The sequence below is a fragment of the Sediminibacillus halophilus genome (genome assembly GCF_900103695.1).
GTDB classification, from domain to species: domain Bacteria; phylum Bacillota; class Bacilli; order Bacillales; family Amphibacillaceae; genus Sediminibacillus; species Sediminibacillus halophilus.
Genome location: NZ_FNHF01000011.1, coordinates 23444 through 46816, shown reverse-complemented (window position 1 = coordinate 46816; position 23373 = coordinate 23444). Strand labels below are relative to the sequence as shown.

Genomic DNA, 23373 nt, shown 5'->3' with positions numbered 1-23373 from the left:
CAGCATGACCGGTTCACTTGATAAAGCCTTTGTAGTGGCGTTTGACAAGCTGGCTCTCTAGTTGTTTCATCGTCTGCAAAGCAACTCCTACAACAATCAAGAGGCTTGTTCCGCCAATTTGTACTGTCTGCGGCAGATTAGCAAGACTGCCCAAGACTAACGGAAGTACAGAAACGGCTGCTAAAAACAAAGCTCCTACAAAAGTAAGTCGATACATTACACGAGTCAAATACGTTTCAGTATTTTTACCCGGGCGTATACCAGGAACATATCCGCCTTGTTTTTTCAGGTTTTCAGCCATTTGTTCAGGATTGACTTGAACAAATGTATAGAAATAAGTGAAAGCAATGATTAAGGCTACGTAAATCACCATTCCTATTGGCTGTGTATAGTCAAAAATGGTTTGAATCGTTCCCGCCATGCCGTCGTTTCCAAAGAATCCGGCAACCGTTCTCGGTGCCACGATAAAGGAGACAGCAAAGATAACCGGAATTACTCCAGCTGCATTTACTTTAAGCGGTAAATGCGTAGAGTGGCCGCCTACTGGCGAACGATTTACTAAACGTTTGGCGTACTGAATTGGGATTTTACGCAATGCCTGCTGGATAAAGACAACTCCGACAACCACTGCTAAAACCACCAACACAATTAAGGCGACAATGACTATGTTGATAAACAGATCATCGCCGACATCTCCGCCAAAATACTGTTCAAAAATTTGATTTATTCCATTTGGAATTGCCGCAACAATACCGGCGAATATTAAGATCGAAATCCCATTTCCTACACCGTTGGCTGTGATTTGTTCGCCAAGCCACATAAGAAAGGCGGTTCCGCTTGTTAAAACAAGCGCGATAACTGCGAACTTTCCAAACCCAGGATCTACTATCAACATTCCGTTTGTCATGGCGTTAAAGCCGATAGACATGGTAGCAGCCTGGATAAAAGCAAGAATAATCGTTCCATATCTCGTGAACTGGGCTAATTTTTTCCGCCCTACTTCACCTTGCTTTTTCCACTCGGTAAATTTTGGTACAACATCCATTTGTAACAACTGCATGATAATCGAAGCGGTAATGTAGGGCATGATTCCCATTGCAAAAATGGAAAAGTTTTGCAAAGCCCCACCGCCAAACGTGTTCAAAAAGCCAAACACGCTTTGTTCATTCATATCACCGATGGCATCGCGATTGGTAAACGGTACAGGAATAAACGTACCAAGCCGAAATACGATCAGCATCAACAAGGTGAATACGATTTTTTGACGAATGTCACCCACGCGCACAAAATTGGAGATTGTACGGAACATTAAATCACCTCTGTTTGACCGCCCGCTGCTTCAATAGCTTCTTTCGCTGAAGCAGAGAACTTATGAGCTTTTACGGTAAGTTTCTTTTCAATATTTCCATTTCCAAGAACTTTAATGCCGGCTTTTAGCTTGCTGACAACACCAGTCTCAAGTAAAAGCTCAGGTGTAACTTCTGTGCCTTCGTCAAATTGGTTAAGAGTATCCAAATTGACGATCGCAAATTCTTTACGGTGAATGTTGGTAAATCCACGCTTAGGCAGACGTTGGAACAAAGGCATTTGGCCACCCTCGAAACCAGGACGAGTACCGCCGCCTGAACGAGCTTTCTGTCCTTTATGTCCGCGCCCAGCTGTTTTTCCATTACCTGAAGACATTCCTCGACCTACACGATTACGTTTTTTGCGAGCTTCTGCTGGCTTCAATTCATGAAGTTTCATGCGAGCACCTCCTCTTTGCGCTATTCGTTAATTATACTTCTTTTACCGATACTAAGTGAGATACTTTGTTGATCATGCCTCTGACGGCAGGAGTATCTTCACGGACTACCGATTGACGGATTTTATTCAAGCCAAGTGTTTTGACTGTAAGCTTTTGGCCTTCACTTCTGCCAATAACACTGCGCGTGAGGGTAATTTCTAACTTTTTAGCCATGTGATTTCCCTCCTTATCCTAACAGTTCTTCTACTGACTTACCACGTAGTTTGGCAACATCTTCTGCACGCTTAAGTTCGCTCAATCCATTGATTGTAGCACGAACCATGTTGATTGGTGTGTTGGATCCAAGTGACTTGGAAAGGATATCACCAATACCAGCAAGTTCAAGTACCGCACGGACAGGTCCGCCTGCGATTACTCCGGTACCTTCTGCAGCAGGCTTCATCAGGATGCTTCCTGCGCCAAATCCGCCAGTGATTTCGTGGGGGATAGTTGTTCCTACGATTGGTACAGTAATTAGATTTTTCTTCGCATCGTCGATTGCTTTTCTAATTGCATCTGGTACTTCCTGTGCTTTACCAGTACCAAATCCTACATGACCGTTTTTGTCGCCGACAACAACTAGTGCAGCAAAACGGAAACGACGTCCACCTTTTACTACTTTTGCGACACGGTTGATAGTAACTACACGTTCTTCGATATCTAATTTATTCGGGTCAATGTTAGTACGCAATATATGTCCCTCCTTTTTCTATTAAAATTCAAGACCTGCTTCACGAGCAGCATCTGCCAATGCTTTTACACGTCCATGGTATAAGTAACCTCCGCGGTCGAATACCACATTCTTGTGTCCATTTTCAATTGCGCGGTTAGCAAGCAATTCGCCTACTTTTTGAGCAGCTTCTACATTACCTGTTGCATCCAGGTTAAGATCATTATCTACAGTAGATGCACTTGCCAAAGTTTTGCTGTTTATATCATCGATAAGCTGTGCGTAGATGTGTTTGTTTGAACGATAAACGTTCAGACGTGGACGTTCAGCTGTTCCGAAAAGATTTTTACGTACACGAGTATGGCGTTTTTTACGCACAACGTTCTTGTCAGGCTTTGTGATCATCTAGGTCACTCCTTTCTGTTCCCTAACCTACCTTATTTTGCAGTTTTACCTTCTTTACGACGTACATATTCGCCTTCGTAACGGATACCTTTTCCTTTATAAGGTTCAGGCGGACGAATGGCTCTGATATTAGCCGCTACAGCTCCGACTAATTCTTTATCGATACCCTTAACGGTAACTTTTGTGTTGGCAGGAACATCGATTTCGATTCCTTCACGTGGCTCGATTTCCACTGGATGGGAATAACCTGCGTTAATGACTACTTTGTCGCCTTGCTTCGTAGCACGGTAACCTACACCATTAATCTCCAGGCTCTTTTCGTATCCTTTATGGACACCCTCAACCATATTGCCGATCAAGCTGCGGGTAGTGCCATGCAGGGCGCGATGTTCTTTACTGTCGCTCGGACGCTCTACAGTAAGAACGTTGTCCTCAATTTTCACTTCAATGTCCGGATGGAAAGTACGGGACAGTTCTCCTTTAGGACCTTTAACTGTAACGGTGTTTCCATCTTGCTTGATTTCAACACCCTCAGGGATTTCCAAAATTTTAAAACCTACACGAGACATTCAAAGCACCTCCTATCTTGTCTGAATAAATTACCAAATATATGCTAGCACTTCGCCGCCAATTGCTTGCGCACGTGCTTCTTTGTCAGATAAAACACCTTTTGAAGTAGAAACAATTGCGATGCCTAGTCCGTTCAATACTTTTGGTATTTCGTCGGCTTTAGCATAAACGCGCAATCCTGGCTTACTGATTCTTTTCAGCCCGGAAATGACTCTTTCTTCATTTGTACCGTACTTAAGGAAAATACGTAGAACACCTTGTTTGTTATCTTCGATAAATTCGTAATCGCGTACGAAGCCTTCACGTTTAAGAATGTCTGCAACCTCTTTTTTAAGCTTAGAAGCAGGCACCTCTAGCTTCTCATGGCGTACCATGTTGGCGTTACGAATACGAGTAAGCATATCTGCGATTGGATCTGTCATAACCATTATTCATTACCTCCTTCCCTGATCGGGGATTACCAGCTTGCTTTTTTGACACCAGGAATTTGACCTTTATAGGCAAGTTCACGGAAACAAATACGGCAAAGTTTGAATTTGCGTAATACAGAGTGTGGACGTCCGCAGCGTTCGCAACGTGTGTACTCTTGTACTTTAAATTTCTGTTTGCGTTTTTGTTTCGCAATCATAGATTTCTTAGCCACAATTTTCCCTCCTTGTGTTAGCTCTAATGCTTATTTTTGAAAAGGCATGCCAAGCTGAGCTAAAAGTTCACGTGCTTCTTCGTCAGTACTTGAAGTAGTTACGATAACTACGTCCATACCACGAACTTTATTGACTTTGTCATAATTAATTTCCGGGAAAATCAATTGTTCTTTAATACCAAGCGTATAGTTACCGCGTCCGTCAAATGCTTTCTTAGAGATACCACGGAAGTCACGCACACGTGGCAATGATACCCCGATCAGCTTTTGAAGGAATTCGTACATACGCTCGCCGCGAAGGGTTACTTTTGCCCCGATCGGCATCCCCTCACGCAAACGGAATCCTGCAATTGATTTCTTTGCTTTTGTAACAACTGGCTGTTGTCCGGAGATCAGCGAAAGTTCTTCCACAGCGTTATCCAACGCTTTTGTGTTCTGAACAGCATCACCCACACCCATGTTGATTACGATTTTTTCGATTTTAGGCACTTGCATTACTGAATCATAATTAAATTTTTCTGCCAATGAAGGAACGATTTCCTCTTGGTATCTTTTTTTCAATTCGTTCATCGAGTAGCCCTCCTTTCGCCGCTGATTTATTTATCTAATGCTTCACCGGATTTTTTAGCTATACGGACTTTCTTACCGTCGCGCACTTCATGTCCAACACGAGTTGGTTCGCCGGATTTCGGATCGATCGGCATCACATTGGAAACATGAATTGGTGCTTCCTGGTTAAGAATTCCGCCCTGCGGGTTATCCTGAGAAGGTTTTGCGTGCTTCTTCACGACATTGATGCCTTCGACCAACACACGCTCTTTTTTCGGATAAGCTTCGAGAATAGTGCCTTGTTTGCCGCTATCCTTGCCAGCTATTACCTGAACTTTATCACCTTTTTTAACATGCATGCTTGCTGCACCTCCTTACAAGGCTTTTAATTCGCTTATAGTACTTCTGGAGCTAGGGAAACGATTTTCATGAATTTAGCATCGCGCAATTCACGTGCTACTGGTCCAAAGATACGAGTACCGCGCGGACTTTTATCTTCACGTACAATTACCGCTGCATTTTCATCAAATCGAATGTAAGAACCGTCTTTACGGCGCATTCCGCTTTTAGAACGGACAATGACAGCACGCACGACTTCACCCTTTTTAACAACGCCGCCTGGTGTTGCTTGTTTCACCGTACACACAATCACATCGCCGATATTGGCAGTTTTACGGCCGGAACCGCCCAGAACTTTAATCGCAAGCACTTCACGTGCTCCTGAGTTATCTGCAACTTTTAAACGAGTTTCTTGTTGAATCATACTGCTTGAACCTCCCTTCGGAATCCTTCCGAGCGAACTTTATTAAATAATAACCGCTTCTTCAACGATTTCAACTAGACGGAAACGCTTTGTAGCTGAAAGCGGGCGAGTTTCCATGATGCGCACAACGTCGCCGATTTTTGCTTGGTTGTTTTCATCATGCACTTTGAATTTCTTAGAATACTTAACACGTTTTCCATAAAGCTTATGGAATTTGTAGGTTTCGACTAATACGGTAATGGTTTTATCCATTTTATCTGATACTACACGGCCGTTATAGACCTTACGATTGTTACGTTCACTCATGTGAGGCTAACCTCCTCTCGGGTTTATCAGTTATTAACGCTTAGTTCTCTTTCACGTACAACAGTTTTCATGCGTGCGATCGATTTACGAACTTCACGAAGACGTGCGGTGTTTTCCAATTGGCCGGTAGCTAGTTGGAAACGCAAGTTGAATAGCTCTTCTTTTAAAGATTTAACTTTTTGTTCAATTTCGGCAGTGGTTAACTCTCTGATTTCATTAGCCTTCATTGATTTCACCACCAATTTCTTCACGTTTTACAAATTTCGTTCTAATCGGCAGTTTATGAGAAGCAAGACGCAATGCTTCACGTGCTACTTCTTCAGAAACTCCGGCGATTTCAAACATGATTTTACCTGGTTTTACTACTGCGACCCATCCTTCAGGAGCACCTTTACCGGAACCCATCCGAACCTCAAGAGGTTTAGCAGTATAAGGTTTGTCTGGGAAGATCTTGATCCAGACTTTACCGCCACGCTTCATATAACGGGTCATTGCAATACGAGCAGCCTCGATTTGACGGCTTGTAATCCAAGAAGCGTCTATAGCTTGTAGTCCATATTCACCAAATGCAACAGTCGTACCGCCTTTTGCTTTACCAGTCATGCGGCCGCGGTGTTGTTTACGATATTTTACACGTTTAGGCATTAACATAATGCGTTCCCCCTTCCTTATTGATTGTTTTTAGTTGGAAGGACTTCTCCACGATAGATCCACACTTTGACACCAAGTTTACCATAAGTAGTATCTGCTTCTGCAGTACCGTAATCGATGTCAGCGCGAAGTGTGTGAAGTGGTACAGTTCCTTCGCTGTAATGTTCTGCACGGGCAATGTCTGCTCCACCAAGACGACCAGAGACTTGAGTACGAATACCTTTAGCTCCTGCGCGCATAGCACGTTGGATCGTTTGTTTTTGAGCACGACGGAAAGAAATACGGTTTTCCAATTGACGTGCGATGTTTTCAGCTACCAATGTAGCATCAAGATCTGCTTTCTTCACTTCAACGATGTTGATGTGAACTCTCTTGCCAGTCAAAGCGTTCAAAGATTTGCGCAATGCTTCTACTTCGGAACCGCCTTTACCGATAACCATTCCTGGCTTCGCAGTTGAAATAGAAATGTTCACGCGGTTGGCTGCACGTTCAATTTCAATGCTTGAAACAGCTGCATCTTTCAGACGCTTTTCGATATATTCACGAATTTTAATGTCTTCATGTAACAAGTCTGCGTAATCTTTGCCAGCGTACCATTTGGATTCCCAATCACGGATGACGCCAACACGAAGTCCTACAGGATTAACTTTTTGACCCACTGATTATCCCTCCTTCTGTTCTGATACAACCACAGTGATATGGCTGGTTCTTTTATTGATTTGACTAGCACGACCCATTGCACGAGGGCGGAAACGTTTCAGCGTAACCCCTTCGTTTACAAATGCTTCAGATACTACCAAATCATCCGGGTTCATTTCATAATTGTGTTCAGCATTAGCAATAGCTGATTTCAATACCTTCTCCACAACTGGTGATGCACCGCGTTGTGTATGGTTTAGAATTGCAACGGCTTCTCCGACTTTTTTTCCTCGAATTAAATCTACGACTAAACGAACTTTACGAGGAGCAATACGAACAGATTTCGCAACGGCTTTAGCTTGCATCAAGAGTGCCTCCTCTCATTAGCGTTTTGTTTTCTTATCATCGCCAGCATGCCCTTTGAACGTGCGGGTTGGCGCGAATTCACCTAATTTATGTCCGACCATATCTTCGGTGACATATACCGGTACGTGTTTACGACCGTCATATACAGCGATGGTATGACCAACAAAATTAGGGAATATAGTTGAACGGCGAGACCAAGTTCTTACAACTTGTTTCTTGTTGTCTTCGTTCAATTTTTCGACTTTTTTCATTAAATGGTCATCTGCGAAAGGTCCTTTTTTTAAGCTGCGACCCATACATAAACCTCCCTTTGCGATTGACAGACGGGGTTTTCCTCCCGCCTTTCAATCCCGTTATTTTTTACGTTTACGAACGATGAATTTATCTGTCGGCTTGTTGCGTTTACGCGTTTTGTAACCAAGCGTAGGTTTGCCCCAAGGAGACATTGGTGATTTACGACCGATAGGCGCACGACCTTCACCACCACCGTGTGGGTGATCGTTAGGGTTCATTACAGAACCACGAACAGTTGGACGGTTGCCTTTCCAGCGAGAACGTCCTGCTTTACCAACGTTGATTAGTTCGTGCTCAACGTTTCCTACCTGTCCGATTGTAGCACGGCAAGTACCAAGCACTAGACGCACCTCACCAGATACTAAGCGAACCAATACGTATTTATCTTCACGTCCTAGAATTTGCGCTTGAGCTCCTGCAGAGCGGGCAAGTTGTCCGCCGCGGCCAGGCTTCAATTCTACGTTATGAATGATAGTACCTACTGGAATGTTTTGCAGTGGAAGCGAGTTTCCGAGCTTGATATCAGCCTCTGGTCCAGAAATAATTTCAGTACCCACAGTCAGGCCTTTAGGTGCAAGGATGTATCGCTTTTCACCGTCAGCATAATTAATCAATGCAATGTTTGCGGAGCGGTTTGGATCGTATTCGATTGTAGCAACGCGTCCTGGTATTCCATCTTTGTCGCGTTTGAAATCGATGATACGATATTGGCGCTTATGGCCGCCGCCCTGATGACGAACTGTTAATCTACCCTGGTTGTTACGTCCACCACGTTTGTGGATTGGGCTCAACAGAGATTTTTCCGGCTTGTCGGTTGTGATTTCAGCGAAATCGGATGTTGACATGCCGCGTCTACCATTAGAAGTTGGTTTATACTTTTTAATCGCCATCTTGTTTCCCTCCTTTTTTAATAGGTTTTATTTATACACTTTCAAAGAATTCGAGTTCTTTGCTGTCTTCTGTCAATTGCACAACGGCCTTCTTGCGGTTTGGACGGTATCCACCGTAACGACCCATCCGCTTGAATTTACCTTTGAGATTCATTGTATTGACCTTTTCTACTTTCACATCAAAAATCAACTCAACAGCATCTTTAATCTCTGTTTTGTTGGCTTTAGTGTTCACTTCAAAGGTGTATTTCTTTTCTGCCATCAAGTCAGCAGAGTGTTCCGTGATTATCGGGCGCTTAATAATATCTCGTGGGTCCTTCATTATGCAAGCACCTCCCCTGCTTTTTCAGCTGCTTCTTTTGTCAAGATCAGCTTGTCATGCGTAAGCAAGTCAAGTACGTTAACTTCGCTCACAGTCAAAACCTTTACGTTTGGCAAGTTGTTAGCCGAACGTGCCACAACTTCGTCCTGATCGGCAGTTACGATCAATGCTTTTCCATCAACATTAAGAGCAGAAAGTACGTTTACTACTTCTTTTGTTTTCGGCGCATCGAATGCAAGACTCTCAAGAACAACCAGGCTTTCTTCGTTCACTTTAGAGGAAAGAGCAGATTTAAGCGCCAATCTGCGTACCTTCTTCGGTAGTTTGTAGCTATAGCTGCGTGGTGTAGGGCCGAATACAGTTCCTCCGCCTACCCATTGCGGAGAGCGGATGGATCCCTGTCTAGCACGTCCTGTGCCCTTTTGGCGCCATGGTTTACGTCCACCACCGCTTACTTCAGAACGATTTTTTACATCGTGTGTTCCTTGGCGTAAAGAAGCGCGTTGCATAACAACAGCTTCGTGTAAAACGTGTGTGTTTGGTTCAATACCAAAAACGGCATCATTAAGTTCTAAATCGCCGACTTGTGATCCGCCTTGGTTATAAAGTGCTACTTTAGGCATGACATATCCTCCCTTCGTTTATGATTAGTTAGCCTTAACTGCACTCGTAATTTTAACGAATGATTTTTTCGCTCCCGGCACATTACCTTTTACTAAGATAAGGTTACGCTCCGTGTCGACTTTCACCACTTCAAGATTTTGAAGCGTTACTTGTTCTCCACCCATTTGTCCAGGAAGTTTTTTACCTTTGAAAACGTGCATTGGGTCGATAGCACCCATCGTACCTGGTCTTCTGTGATAACGAGAACCATGAGTCATCGGTCCGCGGGATTGATTGTGGCGCTTGATCGCACCTTGGAATCCTTTTCCTTTAGAAGTTCCAGTCACGTCAATTTTGTCTCCAGTTTGAAAAATCTCAACACTAACCTCTTGGCCAACTTCGTAGTCGTCAAGGTTAGCATCACGGATTTCACGAATGAAGCGCTTAGCTGTTGTGTTCGCTTTTTCAGCATGCCCTTTTGCCGGCTTGTTTGCCTTTGTTTCTTTTTGATCAGCTACACCCAATTGAATTGCTTCATATCCGTCATTCTCAAGAGTTCTTTTTTGAAGAACAACGTTCGGGTCAGCTTGAATTACAGTTACAGGAGTCAATTCTCCTTCTTCACTGAAAAGTTGTGTCATGCCGATTTTACGACCTAAGATTCCTTTCGCCATCCGTCACACCTCCTAATATCTTTGAATTCTTTATAATTTAATTTCAATGTCCACGCCAGACGGCAGATCCAAACGCATTAGCGAGTCAACCGTTTGTGGGGTAGGACTTACAATATCGATAAGACGTTTATGTGTGCGCATTTCAAATTGCTCACGAGAATCCTTGTATTTGTGTACGGCACGAAGCACTGTGTACACAGATTTTTCAGTTGGAAGCGGGATTGGTCCGGATACATTAGCACCAGAACGCTTCGCTGTGTCTACAATCTTCTCGGCAGACTGATCTAAGATACGGTGATCATACGCCTTTAAACGAATTCTAATCTTTTCTTTTGCCATTATTTTCCCTCCTTTTTTCGCCCATTTTGTAATAGACATTCTCCGCGAAAATTCCTTGACATCCCCGCCATGGCAAAGGGGCCGGGTGTGCCAACAACCTTCCGCATCATCGCCTTTTATGACCAACATTACTCATTATATAGAATAATAGCGGTCATTGCAACCTTAAATATGAAGAAAGAAGCCTTTCAAAAAAATATAATGTGAAAAGTTCCTTTAAGGTGCACTCTTAACGGCACTTCCCGTATTATACAGGAGTTCCACCCCGATTTTCAAGGCCTTATTCCTGTTTTTTGATGGTAATTAAATGAAAAGACTGCGAATGTTGCCTGGTTGATCATCAATTATGGAAATAGCTTCATTTAGAGCTGAAATGCGTTCACTTCACTCAACCATTTTGAAACATGAAAACCAACAAACATAACTCCACATAAAAAGACTTCTTTATGTAGTTTGATTAGCAACACAATGGAAAGGACTTCGAAGAGAGAGCGTACTACCCAGATAGACTTCCTTGGTCAAAAGTCTTTCTTGTTGCCTGGTTAAAATGGTTGCTTATATGAAATGAAGGTCCGAACTGGTCGCACGCTAAAGGTTTTAGACCATCACTCGGTTTTTGCTTAGGTCACTATACGTCTTTCCGATAACATACACCCTTTTTAAAATAGAAAAAGCAGACAGCTTTATAGCTGTCTGCTTAAATTCTAGCGTCGCTTCAACTTATTCTTGGATAGAAGCAACAACGCCAGCGCCTACTGTACGTCCACCTTCACGAATAGAGAACTTAGTTCCGTCTTCGATAGCGATTGGAGAAATAAGTTCTACACTCATTTCTACGTTGTCGCCAGGCATAACCATTTCTACGCCTTCTGGAAGCGTGATAACACCAGTTACGTCAGTTGTACGGAAGTAGAACTGTGGGCGGTAGTTACCGAAGAATGGAGTATGACGTCCACCCTCTTCTTTAGAAAGAACATAAACTTCTGCTTTAAATTTAGTATGTGGAGTGATTGAACCAGGCTTAGCAAGAACTTGGCCACGGTTGATATCGTCACGTGCCACACCACGAAGTAGCGCACCGATGTTGTCGCCCGCTTCAGCATAGTCAAGAAGCTTACGGAACATTTCTACACCAGTTACAGTAGTTTTAGCTGCTTCTTCAGCAAGACCGATAACTTCAACTTCGTCACCGACTTTAACTTGTCCGCGCTCAACACGGCCAGTAGCAACTGTACCACGACCAGTGATAGAGAACACGTCCTCAACTGGCATCATGAATGGTTTCTCAGTGTCACGGTCAGGTCTTGGGATATACTCATCAACAGCATCCATAAGTTCGAAGATTTTGTTTGCATATTCCTCGTCACCTTCTAGAGCTTTAAGAGCAGAACCTTTGATTACTGGTACGTCGTCACCAGGGAAGTCGTACTCAGAAAGTAGGTCGCGAACTTCCATTTCTACTAGCTCAAGAAGTTCTTCATCGTCTACCATGTCTGTTTTGTTCAAGAATACAACGATTGCCGGTACACCAACCTGACGAGAAAGAAGGATATGCTCACGAGTTTGCGGCATAGGGCCGTCAGCTGCAGATACTACAAGAATAGCACCGTCCATTTGCGCAGCACCAGTGATCATATTTTTAACATAGTCAGCGTGACCTGGGCAGTCAACGTGAGCATAGTGACGGTTTTCTGTTTCGTACTCAACGTGAGAAGTTGCGATAGTGATTCCGCGTTCTTTCTCTTCTGGAGCACCGTCAATTTGGTCGTATGCCATTGCAGTACCAGAACCAGAACGGCTGTGTAGTACTGTAGTAATAGCAGCAGTCAAAGTAGTTTTACCGTGGTCAACGTGACCAATAGTACCAATATTAACGTGGTCTTTGGAGCGATCGAATTTTTCTTTACCCATTTATATTTCCTCCTTTAAGTAAGTAAAAGTGTTGATTTTATAATCAATGTATTTGCCGCTTAGAAACAACTGGGAAGTCGTTTCTAAGCTTACAATACAAGTTATACGCGATGAACAGAAAAAAATCAATTATTCACCAGCATTTTTCTTAATAATTTCTTCGGAAATGCTCTTCGGTACTTCTTCATAGTGGTCAAAATGCATTGTATATTGACCTCTTCCTTGGGTGTTGGAACGAAGAGCCGTTGCATAACCGAACATTTCGGAAAGTGGTACGAAAGCATTTACGACTTGTGTATTACCACGAGCGCCCATACCTTCTACACGTCCACGACGGGATGTTACGTCACCCATAATGTCTCCCATATATTCTTCCGGAATCGTGACTTCAACTTTCATCATTGGTTCCAGAATGACTGGTTGACACTTATTTTTAGCAGCCTTAAGTGCCATTGACGCAGCAACTTTAAAGGCCATCTCGTTGGAGTCAACGTCATGGTAGCTTCCGTCGAACAATGTCGCTTTGACGTCAATCAATGGATATCCTGCCAATACACCGTTTTCCATAGATTCCTTGATACCAGCTTCTACAGAAGGAATGTATTCACGCGGAACTGTACCACCAACGATTTTGTTTTCAAATTCAAAGCCGGCACCTTCTTCGTTTGGCTCAAATTTAACCCAAACGTGTCCGTATTGACCTCTACCACCGGACTGTCTTACAAACTTACCTTCTACTTCAGCAGAAGCACGGAAAGTTTCACGATAAGCAACCTGTGGAGCACCAACATTAGCCTCTACTTTGAATTCACGCTTCAGTCGGTCAACAATGATGTCCAGGTGAAGTTCACCCATTCCGGAAATGATTGTTTGGCCAGTCTCCGTGTTTGTTTCTGTTCGGAAAGTAGGATCCTCTTCAGCCAGCTTACCTAGCGCAACAGACATTTTGTCCTGGTCTGCTTTTGTCTTCGGTTCGATGGCAACATCGATAACCGGCTCAGGGAATTCCATAGATTCAAGGATTACCAGTGACTTTTCGTCACAAAGCGTGTCCCCTGTTCCAGTATCCTTCAGTCCGACAGCACCAGCGATATCGCCGGCATAAACAGTTGAAATTTCTTCACGAGAGTTGGCGTGCATTTGCAGGATACGACCTACACGCTCACGCTTATCCTTCGTTGAATTTCGCACATAAGAACCGGAGTTCAATGTGCCGGAATATACACGGAAGAAAGTCAGTTTTCCGACATAAGGGTCGGTTGCAACCTTAAATGCCAATGCCGAGAATGGTTCACTGTCATCAGATTTGCGGACGACTTTTTCTTCTGTTTGTGGTACATGACCCTCGATTGGAGGTACATCAATTGGTGACGGCAGGTAGTCGATGACACCGTCAATCAGCAATTGTACCCCTTTGTTTTTAAAGGCAGAACCACAAAAAACAGGATAGAACTCAACGCTTAACGTTGCAGCACGGACAGCAGCTCTCAATTCTTCATTAGAGATTTCTTCGCCTTCCAAGTACTTCATCATAAGTTCCTCGTCCAGCTCTGCTACTGCTTCAACTAAATTGGTACGATATTCTTCAGCCTGTTCTTTATACTCATCCGGTATTGGTCGTGCTTCTGCACGGGTGCCCAAATCATCCATGTAGTAATATGCTTCCATGGAGATCAAGTCGATAATTCCTTCGAAATTATCCTCTGCACCAATCGGCAATTGAACCGGGTGAGCATTTGCTCCCAGACGGTCGCCCAGTGTTCCAACGGAATAAAGGAAGTCTGCACCTACTTTATCCATTTTGTTTACAAATACAATACGAGGAACACCATAGGTTGTAGCCTGGCGCCATACGGTTTCTGTCTGTGGTTCCACACCAGATTGAGCATCAAGAACTGCAACAGAACCATCAAGTACACGCAGAGAACGTTCTACTTCAACTGTGAAGTCCACGTGGCCTGGTGTATCGATGATGTTGATACGGTGACCTTTCCATTGAGCAGTTGTCGCGGCAGACGTAATGGTAATACCACGCTCTTGTTCCTGCTCCATCCAGTCCATTTGAGAAGCGCCCTCGTGGGTTTCGCCAATTTTATGGATACGTCCTGTGTAGAAAAGAATACGCTCGGTAGCAGTGGTTTTACCAGCATCGATGTGAGCCATGATACCGATATTACGAGTCTTTTCCAAGGAGAATTCTCTAGCCATGCATCTTTCTCCTTCCTGATATAATGTTTAGTTTTTAGATTACCAGCGGTAATGGGCGAATGCTTTGTTAGCTTCAGCCATTTTGTGCATGTCTTCGCGTTTCTTGACAGATGCACCTGTATTGTTGGAAGCATCAAGGATTTCATTCGCAAGGCGTTCTTCCATTGTTTTCTCTCCGCGAAGACGGGAGTAGTTAACAATGTAACGAAGACCTAGAGCCTGACGACGTTCAGGGCGTACCTCTACAGGCACCTGGTAGTTAGAACCCCCTACACGGCGTGCGCGTACTTCAAGCACTGGCATTACATTTTTCATTGCTTGTTCAAAAACTTCCATAGCATCTTGGCCGCTGCGTTCTTGAACAAGTTCAAATGCTTTATAAAGAATCTTTTGAGCTTTGCCTCGTTGTCCGTCAATCATGATCTGATTGATCAAACGAGTAACAAGCTTCGAATTGTGTAACGGATCTGGCAATACATCACGTTTTGCTACTGGTCCTTTACGTGGCATATGATTTCCTCCTTTCTGTTCTTCTATTTAGATAAGAGCAATCGCTCCATTATTTTTTCGGTCTCTTAGTACCATATTTAGAACGTCCTTGCGCACGGCCTTCTACTCCGGCTGTATCAAGCGCACCACGTACAATATGATAACGTACACCTGGTAAGTCTTTTACACGACCTCCGCGAATAAGCACAACACTGTGCTCTTGAAGGTTATGTCCGATACCAGGAATGTAAGCAGTAACTTCAATACCGTTTGTCAAACGTACACGAGCGTATTTACGAAGTGCAGAGTTTGGTTTCTTCGGTGTCAAAGTACCAACACGAGTACACACACCGCGTTTTTGCGGAGAAGATTGGTCAGTCAAGGTTTTCTTGAAACTGTTGTACCCTTTGTTCAATGCTGGTGAGTCGGATTTTTTTCCTTTGCTCACACGACCTTTACGTACTAATTGATTAATTGTTGGCATGTTTTTTCCTCCTTTCATCCTCATTCTGTAATACCACATATCCAGGTGGTTCATTTCAAGGCAAAAAACAAAGTTTTCGCGATTAACTACGATTCGCCAAAACTTTATTGCTTGATTGCCACAGTCGCAGTACCTACATCTATGCCACATGCTTCGCCGAGTTTTTTCTTCGAATCCGCTCTGCTGCATGGGATGCTTAAATCACTTGCAAGACGCGACACTTTCTCTGTTATTTGCAGATCAGCATCATCTGCAATAACTACTTCCCTTACTTCGCCATTTTTCATGGCTTTTAATGTCTGTTTGGTTCCTATTATCAAACCAGTTTTAACCTGTGCCACTTTATCATAAGACATTGGCTATCCTCCAAAGTAACAAGGATAAACGGAAGCACCTCAAATATAGTATCATCCTCGAAAATTAATGTCAACTTAAATTAAAAGGATTTTTCATATAGAGGCAGGAAAACAGGCAGATTGTTGAAATCTGCCGCTTCCTGTTTGCTCCCCTGCTATACCTTGTTTTATACAAAGTAATTAATGGGTGATTTCTTCTGCCTGCTGTACATCAACAGGTTCTTCTGCTTCATCTACTTCTGCCTGGATTTTTCTATATGTCGGCATACCTGTTCCGGCTGGTACAAGCTTACCGATAATTACATTCTCTTTCAGGCCGAGCAATTCATCGCGTTTCCCTTTAATCGCGGCATCAGTCAGGACTCGAGTTGTTTCCTGGAAGGATGCAGCGGATAAGAAGGAGTCTGTTTCAAGGGACGCTTTTGTAATACCTAGAATGACAGGTCGGCCGACTGCTGGCTGCCTACCTTCTAGCAATACGTTTTTGTTGGCGTCTCTAAACTGATGAATCTCAAGTAGCGAACCTGGCAATACATCAGTATCCCCTGCATTGGAAACACGGACTTTGCGCAGCATTTGACGAACCATCACTTCTACGTGTTTATCGCCAATTTCAACCCCTTGCATCCGATATACCTTTTGCACTTCTTTTAGCAAGTACTGTTGTACGCCGTCAATGCCTTGAACCTTCAGAAGCTCTTTCGGATCAACAGAACCTTCCGTCAGTTCCTGGCCGGCTATGATTTTATCCCCAACAGCTACTTTCAAGCGTGCTCCGTATGGAGAAGTATACGTTCTGTTTTCCACTTCACCCTGTACAACGATTTCCTGCTTATCTTTAATCTCATTGATATCCTGGATTGTTCCCTTGATCTCACTGATAACTGCTTGACCTTTTGGATTACGTGCTTCGAAAAGCTCTTGGATACGCGGTAGACCTTGGGTGATATCGTCTCCTGCTACACCACCAGTGTGGAAGGTACGCATTGTAAGCTGTGTACCTGGTTCACCGATAGACTGGGCAGCAATGATTCCGACTGCTTCACCGACTTCGACTTCGTCTCCGGTAGCAAGGTTTCTTCCGTAACATTTTTTACAAGCTCCATGCTTGGTGTTACAAGTGAAGACAGATCGAATCGTCACTTGTTCAATGCCCGCATCTACAATCTGCTTGGCAGTATCTTCTGTAATGACTTCGTTCTTATTCACTAGCACATCGTTTGTTTCAGGATGAAGGACAGCCTGGAATGAAGTTCTTCCAATCAGACGATCGATCAATGGTTCAATCATTTCTGTACCTTCTGTAATCGATTGAACGGTTAATCCTTTATCCGTTCCACAGTCCTCTTCCCGAATAATAACATCTTGAGCCACATCAACAAGTCTTCTTGTCAGATAACCAGAGTCAGCTGTTTTCAACGCCGTATCCGCTAGACCTTTACGGGCACCGTGAGTAGAAATAAAGTATTCAAGCACCGTTAAACCTTCACGGAAGCTGGATTTAATCGGCAATTCAATGATACGTCCTGCCGGGTTAGCCATCAGTCCGCGCATACCGGCAAGCTGAGTGAAGTTAGAAGCATTACCACGTGCTCCGGAATCACTCATCATAAATATTGGGTTGCGTGGATTCAAGGACTTCATCAGCTTTTCTTGAATCGTATCTTTAGCCTGTGACCAAATCGAAATGACGCGGTCATAGCGTTCTTCTTCGGTTATGAGACCGCGGCGGAACTGTTTCAATACTTTGTCGACCCTGCCCTGGGCTTCATCAAGGATTTCTTCTTTTTCAGCCAATACGACAATGTCCGAAACACCGACAGTGATACCGGCTTTTGTCGAATAGCTGAATCCTAAGTCCTTCATGCGGTCAAGCATTTTCGATGTTTCACTGATCTTGAACCGTTTAAATACCTCGGCGATAATGTCGCCAAGTATACCTTTCTTGAACGGAGGAATAATTTCACGCTCGGCAATGATTTCTTTCACATTTTCCCCTTTGTCCACAAAATACTTCTCTGGCGTACGAAGCTCCAGATTTTCCTGTGTTGGTTCGTTCATATAAGGGAACGAATTAGGAAGCATGTTATTGAAGATCAATTTACCGACTGTAGAGATAATTAACTTACTTCTCTGTTCTTCGCTGAACGTTTCATTGCCTAAAGAGGCAGCACTTACAGCGACTCGTGTATGCAAATGGACATAACCGTTCTGGTAGGCAATCAAGGCTTCATTAAGATCCCTGAAGACCATGCCTTCGCCTACTGCGTTTTCACGTTCCAGGGTGATGTAATAGTTACCAAGCACCATGTCCTGGGAAGGTGTAACGACCGGCTTGCCGTCTTTTGGATTTAAAATGTTTTGCGCAGCCAGCATCAGAATGCGTGCTTCCGCTTGCGCTTCTGCAGACAATGGAACGTGAACAGCCATCTGGTCACCATCAAAGTCTGCGTTATACGCTGTACATACGAGTGGGTGAAGCCTGATCGCCCTTCCCTCAACCAATGTGGGTTCGAAAGCTTGAATACCCAATCTATGCAACGTAGGTGCGCGGTTCAATAGAACAGGATGTTCTTTAATCACTTCTTCAAGAACGTCCCATACTTCCGGGTGCAAGCGTTCAATTTTGCGCTTCGCCGATTTTATATTATGGGCAAGCCCTTTCTCGACAAGCTCTTTCATGATGAACGGTTTAAACAATTCAACTGCCATTTCCTTCGGCAGCCCACACTGATACATCTTTAAGTGCGGTCCCACAACGATTACAGAACGGCCGGAATAATCAACACGTTTACCGAGCAAGTTTTGACGGAAACGTCCTTGCTTCCCTTTCAACATATGGGAAAGCGACTTAAGCGGGCGATTCCCCGGACCGGTAACCGGACGGCCGCGACGGCCATTGTCAATCAATGCATCGACAGCTTCTTGAAGCATGCGCTTCTCATTTTGCACAATGATACTTGGTGCACCTAAATCAAGCAGTCGCTTTAATCGATTGTTACGGTTGATCACTCGACGGTACAGGTCATTCAAATCAGAAGTTGCAAAGCGTCCACCATCAAGTTGGACCATCGGACGTAACTCAGGCGGGATAATAGGCAATACATCCAATATCATCCAGGAAGGCTCGTTTCCGGAATTACGGAAAGCTTCCAATACTTCCAGACGCTTGATTGCACGGGTACGCCTTTGACCTTGGGCCGTTTTCAGTTCTTCCTTGAGTTGATCAACTTCTTTATCTAAATCAATATCTTGAAGAAGTTTACGGATTGCTTCCGCTCCCATTTGGGCCTGGAATGATTGCCCGTACTTATCACGATAAGCGCGGTATTCCTTCTCGGAAAGCAATTGTTTTTTCTCCAATGCCGTATCTCCAGCATCAGTAACAATATATGCAGCAAAGTAAATAACTTCTTCCAAAGCCCTTGGAGACATATCCATCACAAGACCCATACGGCTTGGGATTCCTTTAAAATACCAGATGTGAGAAACTGGAGCAGCTAGCTCGATGTGCCCCATTCGCTCACGCCGGACTTTTGCTTTGGTAACTTCGACACCACAGCGGTCACAAACTACGCCTTTATAACGGACACGTTTATATTTACCGCAATGACACTCCCAGTCTTTCTGAGGACCAAAGATTCTCTCGCAAAACAATCCGTCTTTCTCCGGCTTCAGCGTTCGATAATTGATGGTTTCCGGTTTCTTCACTTCACCAAAAGACCAGGATCGAATTTTATCAGGTGAAGCCAAACCTATTTTCATAAATTCGAAATTATTTACATCTAGCAAGGGGCCTACCTCCCTTTTAGTATCCAGGTTTTAACCTTAGCACAGACTGAATGAACAGGAAGTGGAATTAGCTTTCTTCCACTTCAATGTTCAGGTTGTCTGCGGATTGAGTATCATCTTCTTCAATGTCCCTAAGCTCAATTTCTTCCTCATCTGCGGAAAGCATCTTCACGTCCATGCCAAGACTTTGCAACTCTTTGATTAATACTTTAAATGATTCAGGAATACCTGGTTCTGGAACATTGTCGCCTTTTACAATTGCCTCATACGTTTTAACACGTCCGACGACATCATCTGATTTCACTGTCAGAATCTCCTGCAATGTATAAGCAGCACCATAGGCTTCCAGTGCCCATACCTCCATCTCACCGAAACGCTGTCCGCCAAATTGAGCTTTACCACCCAGTGGCTGCTGCGTTACAAGTGAATATGGACCAGTAGAACGGGCGTGGAGTTTATCATCTACCATATGGGCAAGTTTGATCATATACATGACACCGACAGAAACACGGTTGTCAAAAGGTTCACCAGTACGGCCATCATAAAGGATTGTTTTCGCATCTCTTGGCATTCCGGCCTCTTCAAGTGTTTCCCAAACGTCTTCTTCCCTGGCACCATCGAATACAGGGGTAGCCACATGAAGGCCAAGCTGTCTAGCTGCCATACCCAAATGCAACTCCAATACCTGTCCGATATTCATACGGGAAGGTACCCCTAATGGGTTAAGCATAATATCAATCGGTGTTCCGTCTGGAAGGAATGGCATATCCTCCTCAGGCAATATTTTCGAAATAACACCTTTGTTACCATGTCGCCCTGCCATTTTGTCCCCTTCAGAGATTTTACGCTTCTGAACGATATAAACACGGACAAGCTGGTTCACGCCTGGCGGAAGTTCATCGCCATCTTCCCGGTTGAAGATCTTCACATCAAGCACGATACCACCGGCGCCGTGAGGGACACGCAAGGAAGTGTCACGTACTTCACGTGCTTTTTCGCCAAAGATGGCATGAAGCAATCGTTCTTCAGCAGACAATTCGGTTACCCCTTTAGGTGTAACTTTACCTACTAGCAAATCGCCGTCCCCTACTTCTGCACCTACACGGATAATACCTCTTTCATCAAGGTCGCGCAGTGCGTCTTCACCAACATTCGGGATGTCGCGCGTGATTTCTTCAGGTCCCAGTTTTGTATCGCGTGCTTCTGACTCATACTCTTCAATATGAATAGAAGTATATACATCGTCTTTGACCAGACGCTCACTCATAATAATGGCGTCCTCATAGTTGTACCCTTCCCACGTCATGAAACCAACCAGGACATTCCGTCCAAGGGCAAGTTCTCCATCTTCCATGGAAGGTCCGTCGCCAAGGACTTCTCCTTTAGTGACGTGGTTACCGACGCTTACGATCGGCTTCTGATTGTAACAAGTACCTTGGTTGGATCGAATGAATTTCTGCAAACGGTAGCGGTCCAAATCGCCTTCCACTCGTTTTCCATCCACTTCGGAAATACGACGGACATAGATTTCTTTCGCTTCTACCCGCTCGACAATTCCTTCGTGCTTACAAATGACTGCAGCTCCGGAATCCTTTCCGTTAACGTATTCCATTCCAGTTCCGACTCTCGGCGCTTCCGGCTGCATCAATGGAACAGCCTGACGCTGCATGTTCGCACCCATCAAAGCTCGGTTGGAGTCATCATTTTCCAAGAAAGGAATACATGCCGTTGCGGCAGATACAACCTGTTTTGGAGATACGTCCATATAATCAATCCGGTCGCGAGGAACTGCTGTGTTCTCGCCACGGAAACGGGCAATAACTTCTTCATCCGTGAATGACCAGTCTTCATTTAAACGAGCGTTCGCTTGCGCTACTACATAGTTGTCTTCTTCATCGGCAGTCAGGTAATCAATGTGCTCTGTTACCCTTCCTGTCTCTAAATCAACACGACGGTAAGGCGTTTCGATAAAACCGAACTTATTTACCTTCGCATAAGAAGACAAGGAGTTAATCAGTCCGATGTTCGGACCTTCCGGCGTTTCAATCGGACACATACGACCATAGTGCGAGTAGTGAACGTCACGAACTTCCATTCCGGCACGTTCCCTCGTTAATCCGCCGGGTCCTAAAGCAGACAGGCGGCGTTTATGGGTCAGCTCTGCCAGCGGATTCGTTTGATCCATAAACTGGGAAAGCTGGGAACTGCCAAAAAACTCTTTTATGGAAGCAATAACAGGTCTGATATTAATCAACTGCTGCGGTGTAATCGACGAGGTGTCCTGAATGGACATTCGCTCCCGAACCACACGCTCCATTCTGGACAAGCCAATCCGGAATTGGTTCTGTAAAAGTTCACCTACAGAACGCAGTCTACGATTCCCAAGGTGATCTATATCATCCGTGCCGCCTACTTGATGCAGCAGATTGAAGAAATAACTAATCGCCGCAAGAATATCAGCAGGTGCAATGTTTTTCACGCTATCGTCCACATTGCCATTGCCGATAACATTCAATGTCCTTTCGCCTTCAGGGTCTGTCGGATCAACAATTTTAATCGATTGGACCTTGATTGGATCTTCCAGCACTCCTTCGTGCGGTTCCAGAACTTGATCACCGGTGTTTTCTTCTGTTCCCTCTAAATAAGGAAGGAGTTTATCAAGCAGCCTGCGGTCAATGGTATCGCCTTTTTGTGCTAACACCTCTCCTGTTTCCTGATCGACGAGGGTTTCAGCTAGCACTTGGTTGAATAGACGGTTTTTAATGTGAAGCTTTTTGTTCATTTTATAACGGCCCACATGCGCAAGGTCGTATCGCTTTGGATCAAAGAAGCGGGAAACAAGCAGACTTTTGGCATTATCGACTGTCGGCGGTTCACCAGGGCGCAGCCGTTCATATATTTCAAGCAAAGCTTTTTCGCTGTTTTCCGTGTTGTCTTTTTCCAACGTGTTTTTTAAGTATTCGTTGTCGCCAAGCAAGTCAATGATCTCTTGATCAGTGCCAAATCCGAGCGCACGCAAAAGAACCGTAATTGGAAGCTTTCTTGTACGGTCGATACGAACATGAACAACGTCCTTAGCATCAGTTTCAAACTCGAGCCAGGCTCCACGGTTCGGGATTACAGTAGCTGTATAACCCCTTTTTCCGTTTTTGTCATGTTTTTCACTATAGTAAACGCTTGGTGAACGAACTAACTGGGATACAATTACCCGTTCGGCACCATTGATCACAAAGGTACCTGTATCGGTCATTAACGGGAAGTCTCCCATAAATACTTCCTGCTCTTTCACTTCGCCAGTTTCATTGTTAAGCAACCTGACTTTAACACGAAGAGGAGCGTTGTAGGTGACATCTCTTTCTTTCGATTCATCGACAGGATACTTAGGTTCACCCAAGCTGTAATCCACAAACTCTAATGATAAATTCCCTGTGAAGTCTTCAATTGGAGAGATGTCCTGGAACATTTCGCGCAAACCTTCTTCCAAAAACCAATCATAGGAAGCAGTTTGTATCTCGATTAGGTTTGGCAATTCTAGTACTTCACTAATACGTGCATAACTTCTGCGTTGGCGGTGTCGTCCATACTGAACTAGTTGACCTGTCAACTGATTCACCCCTCAAATCAAGAATTAGAAAAAAACGCTGCACACCATCAAGACTGGCG

Annotated in this window: 29 protein-coding genes; all 29 read right to left on the bottom strand. The window is 44.2% G+C overall.

Translation table 11 applies throughout. From position 1 onward, the window contains the following. Nucleotides 1-13: 13 nt before the first annotated feature. Nucleotides 14-1309 (bottom strand): preprotein translocase subunit SecY, encoded by a 1296-nt coding sequence (secY, locus tag BLR82_RS20355; protein WP_074601249.1) that lies wholly within the window; start codon nucleotides 1307-1309, stop codon nucleotides 14-16. Then, nucleotides 1309-1746, bottom strand: coding sequence for a 50S ribosomal protein L15 (gene rplO / locus BLR82_RS20350; protein ID WP_026569062.1), 438 nt, complete (start codon nucleotides 1744-1746; stop codon nucleotides 1309-1311). The genes secY and rplO overlap by 1 nt, the downstream gene beginning before the upstream one ends. A 31-nt stretch (nucleotides 1747-1777) precedes the next feature. Beyond that, nucleotides 1778-1960: a 50S ribosomal protein L30 gene (gene rpmD, locus BLR82_RS20345; RefSeq protein ID WP_026569061.1), complete on the bottom strand. Its 183-nt coding sequence runs from the start codon at nucleotides 1958-1960 to the stop codon at nucleotides 1778-1780. Nucleotides 1961-1973: 13 nt separating this feature from the next. Further along, nucleotides 1974-2477, bottom strand: a complete 504-nt coding sequence (gene rpsE, locus BLR82_RS20340) for a 30S ribosomal protein S5 (RefSeq protein WP_074601248.1) — start codon at nucleotides 2475-2477, stop codon at nucleotides 1974-1976. A gap of 21 nt (nucleotides 2478-2498) precedes the next feature. Continuing rightward, nucleotides 2499-2861: a 50S ribosomal protein L18 gene (gene rplR / locus BLR82_RS20335; RefSeq protein WP_074601247.1), complete on the bottom strand. Its 363-nt coding sequence runs from the start codon at nucleotides 2859-2861 to the stop codon at nucleotides 2499-2501. A gap of 32 nt (nucleotides 2862-2893) precedes the next feature. Continuing rightward, on the bottom strand, nucleotides 2894-3430 hold the full coding sequence (rplF, locus tag BLR82_RS20330) for a 50S ribosomal protein L6 (protein ID WP_074601246.1): 537 nt from the start codon (nucleotides 3428-3430) through the stop codon (nucleotides 2894-2896). A gap of 30 nt (nucleotides 3431-3460) precedes the next feature. Next, on the bottom strand, nucleotides 3461-3859 hold the full coding sequence (rpsH, locus tag BLR82_RS20325; RefSeq protein WP_074601245.1) for a 30S ribosomal protein S8: 399 nt from the start codon (nucleotides 3857-3859) through the stop codon (nucleotides 3461-3463). A 29-nt stretch (nucleotides 3860-3888) separates the two neighbouring features. Then, nucleotides 3889-4074, bottom strand: a complete 186-nt coding sequence (locus tag BLR82_RS20320) for a type Z 30S ribosomal protein S14 (protein WP_026569056.1) — start codon at nucleotides 4072-4074, stop codon at nucleotides 3889-3891. Between the two features lie 30 nt (nucleotides 4075-4104). After that, the gene (gene rplE / locus BLR82_RS20315) at nucleotides 4105-4644 is read right to left on the bottom strand and encodes a 50S ribosomal protein L5 (RefSeq protein ID WP_074601244.1); all 540 of its coding nucleotides are present in this window, start codon (nucleotides 4642-4644) and stop codon (nucleotides 4105-4107) included. Nucleotides 4645-4670: 26 nt separating this feature from the next. Continuing rightward, nucleotides 4671-4982 carry a 50S ribosomal protein L24 gene (gene rplX / locus BLR82_RS20310; RefSeq protein ID WP_074601243.1) on the bottom strand — a complete coding sequence of 104 codons (312 nt, stop codon included), beginning with the start codon at nucleotides 4980-4982 and terminating at the stop codon, nucleotides 4671-4673. A 35-nt stretch (nucleotides 4983-5017) separates the two neighbouring features. Further along, nucleotides 5018-5386, bottom strand: coding sequence for a 50S ribosomal protein L14 (rplN, locus tag BLR82_RS20305; RefSeq protein WP_074601242.1), 369 nt, complete (start codon nucleotides 5384-5386; stop codon nucleotides 5018-5020). Nucleotides 5387-5428: 42 nt separating this feature from the next. Further along, nucleotides 5429-5692: a 30S ribosomal protein S17 gene (rpsQ, locus tag BLR82_RS20300; RefSeq protein WP_026569052.1), complete on the bottom strand. Its 264-nt coding sequence runs from the start codon at nucleotides 5690-5692 to the stop codon at nucleotides 5429-5431. Between the two features lie 26 nt (nucleotides 5693-5718). After that, nucleotides 5719-5919, bottom strand: a complete 201-nt coding sequence (rpmC, locus tag BLR82_RS20295; RefSeq protein ID WP_017473656.1) for a 50S ribosomal protein L29 — start codon at nucleotides 5917-5919, stop codon at nucleotides 5719-5721. Continuing rightward, complete coding sequence (rplP, locus tag BLR82_RS20290) at nucleotides 5909-6343, bottom strand: 50S ribosomal protein L16 (protein ID WP_074601241.1); 435 nt, start codon at nucleotides 6341-6343, stop codon at nucleotides 5909-5911. The genes rpmC and rplP overlap by 11 nt, the downstream gene beginning before the upstream one ends. 17 nt (nucleotides 6344-6360) lie before the next feature. Continuing rightward, a complete protein-coding gene (rpsC, locus tag BLR82_RS20285; protein WP_026569050.1) occupies nucleotides 6361-7002 on the bottom strand; it encodes a 30S ribosomal protein S3 in 642 nt (213 codons plus the stop codon). A gap of 3 nt (nucleotides 7003-7005) precedes the next feature. Then, a complete protein-coding gene (gene rplV, locus BLR82_RS20280; RefSeq protein ID WP_026569049.1) occupies nucleotides 7006-7347 on the bottom strand; it encodes a 50S ribosomal protein L22 in 342 nt (113 codons plus the stop codon). Between the two features lie 18 nt (nucleotides 7348-7365). Next, the gene (gene rpsS, locus BLR82_RS20275) at nucleotides 7366-7644 is read right to left on the bottom strand and encodes a 30S ribosomal protein S19 (protein WP_026569048.1); all 279 of its coding nucleotides are present in this window, start codon (nucleotides 7642-7644) and stop codon (nucleotides 7366-7368) included. 57 nt (nucleotides 7645-7701) lie between these two features. Continuing rightward, nucleotides 7702-8532 carry a 50S ribosomal protein L2 gene (rplB, locus tag BLR82_RS20270; RefSeq protein WP_026569047.1) on the bottom strand — a complete coding sequence of 277 codons (831 nt, stop codon included), beginning with the start codon at nucleotides 8530-8532 and terminating at the stop codon, nucleotides 7702-7704. 31 nt (nucleotides 8533-8563) lie between these two features. Continuing rightward, nucleotides 8564-8854 carry a 50S ribosomal protein L23 gene (gene rplW / locus BLR82_RS20265; protein WP_026569046.1) on the bottom strand — a complete coding sequence of 97 codons (291 nt, stop codon included), beginning with the start codon at nucleotides 8852-8854 and terminating at the stop codon, nucleotides 8564-8566. Further along, nucleotides 8854-9477 carry a 50S ribosomal protein L4 gene (gene rplD, locus BLR82_RS20260; RefSeq protein ID WP_074601240.1) on the bottom strand — a complete coding sequence of 208 codons (624 nt, stop codon included), beginning with the start codon at nucleotides 9475-9477 and terminating at the stop codon, nucleotides 8854-8856. Before rplD ends, rplW begins: the two co-directional genes overlap by 1 nt. A 24-nt stretch (nucleotides 9478-9501) precedes the next feature. Then, complete coding sequence (gene rplC, locus BLR82_RS20255) at nucleotides 9502-10131, bottom strand: 50S ribosomal protein L3 (protein WP_074601239.1); 630 nt, start codon at nucleotides 10129-10131, stop codon at nucleotides 9502-9504. Between the two features lie 30 nt (nucleotides 10132-10161). Next, entirely contained in the window at nucleotides 10162-10470 is a 309-nt protein-coding gene (gene rpsJ, locus BLR82_RS20250) for a 30S ribosomal protein S10 (RefSeq protein ID WP_026569043.1), read from the bottom strand. A 720-nt stretch (nucleotides 10471-11190) separates the two neighbouring features. Further along, nucleotides 11191-12381 carry an elongation factor Tu gene (tuf, locus tag BLR82_RS20245; RefSeq protein WP_026569042.1) on the bottom strand — a complete coding sequence of 397 codons (1191 nt, stop codon included), beginning with the start codon at nucleotides 12379-12381 and terminating at the stop codon, nucleotides 11191-11193. Nucleotides 12382-12510: 129 nt separating this feature from the next. Next, entirely contained in the window at nucleotides 12511-14589 is a 2079-nt protein-coding gene (fusA, locus tag BLR82_RS20240) for an elongation factor G (protein ID WP_074601238.1), read from the bottom strand. Between the two features lie 39 nt (nucleotides 14590-14628). Then, nucleotides 14629-15099: a 30S ribosomal protein S7 gene (gene rpsG / locus BLR82_RS20235; RefSeq protein WP_026771004.1), complete on the bottom strand. Its 471-nt coding sequence runs from the start codon at nucleotides 15097-15099 to the stop codon at nucleotides 14629-14631. A 49-nt stretch (nucleotides 15100-15148) separates the two neighbouring features. Then, a complete protein-coding gene (rpsL, locus tag BLR82_RS20230; protein WP_026569040.1) occupies nucleotides 15149-15562 on the bottom strand; it encodes a 30S ribosomal protein S12 in 414 nt (137 codons plus the stop codon). Between the two features lie 104 nt (nucleotides 15563-15666). Beyond that, nucleotides 15667-15918 carry a 50S ribosomal protein L7ae-like protein gene (locus BLR82_RS20225; RefSeq protein WP_074601237.1) on the bottom strand — a complete coding sequence of 84 codons (252 nt, stop codon included), beginning with the start codon at nucleotides 15916-15918 and terminating at the stop codon, nucleotides 15667-15669. Between the two features lie 180 nt (nucleotides 15919-16098). Continuing rightward, nucleotides 16099-19710: a DNA-directed RNA polymerase subunit beta' gene (rpoC, locus tag BLR82_RS20220; RefSeq protein ID WP_074601236.1), complete on the bottom strand. Its 3612-nt coding sequence runs from the start codon at nucleotides 19708-19710 to the stop codon at nucleotides 16099-16101. 67 nt (nucleotides 19711-19777) lie between these two features. Next, entirely contained in the window at nucleotides 19778-23314 is a 3537-nt protein-coding gene (rpoB, locus tag BLR82_RS20215) for a DNA-directed RNA polymerase subunit beta (RefSeq protein ID WP_074601235.1), read from the bottom strand. Nucleotides 23315-23373: the final 59 nt, after the last annotated feature.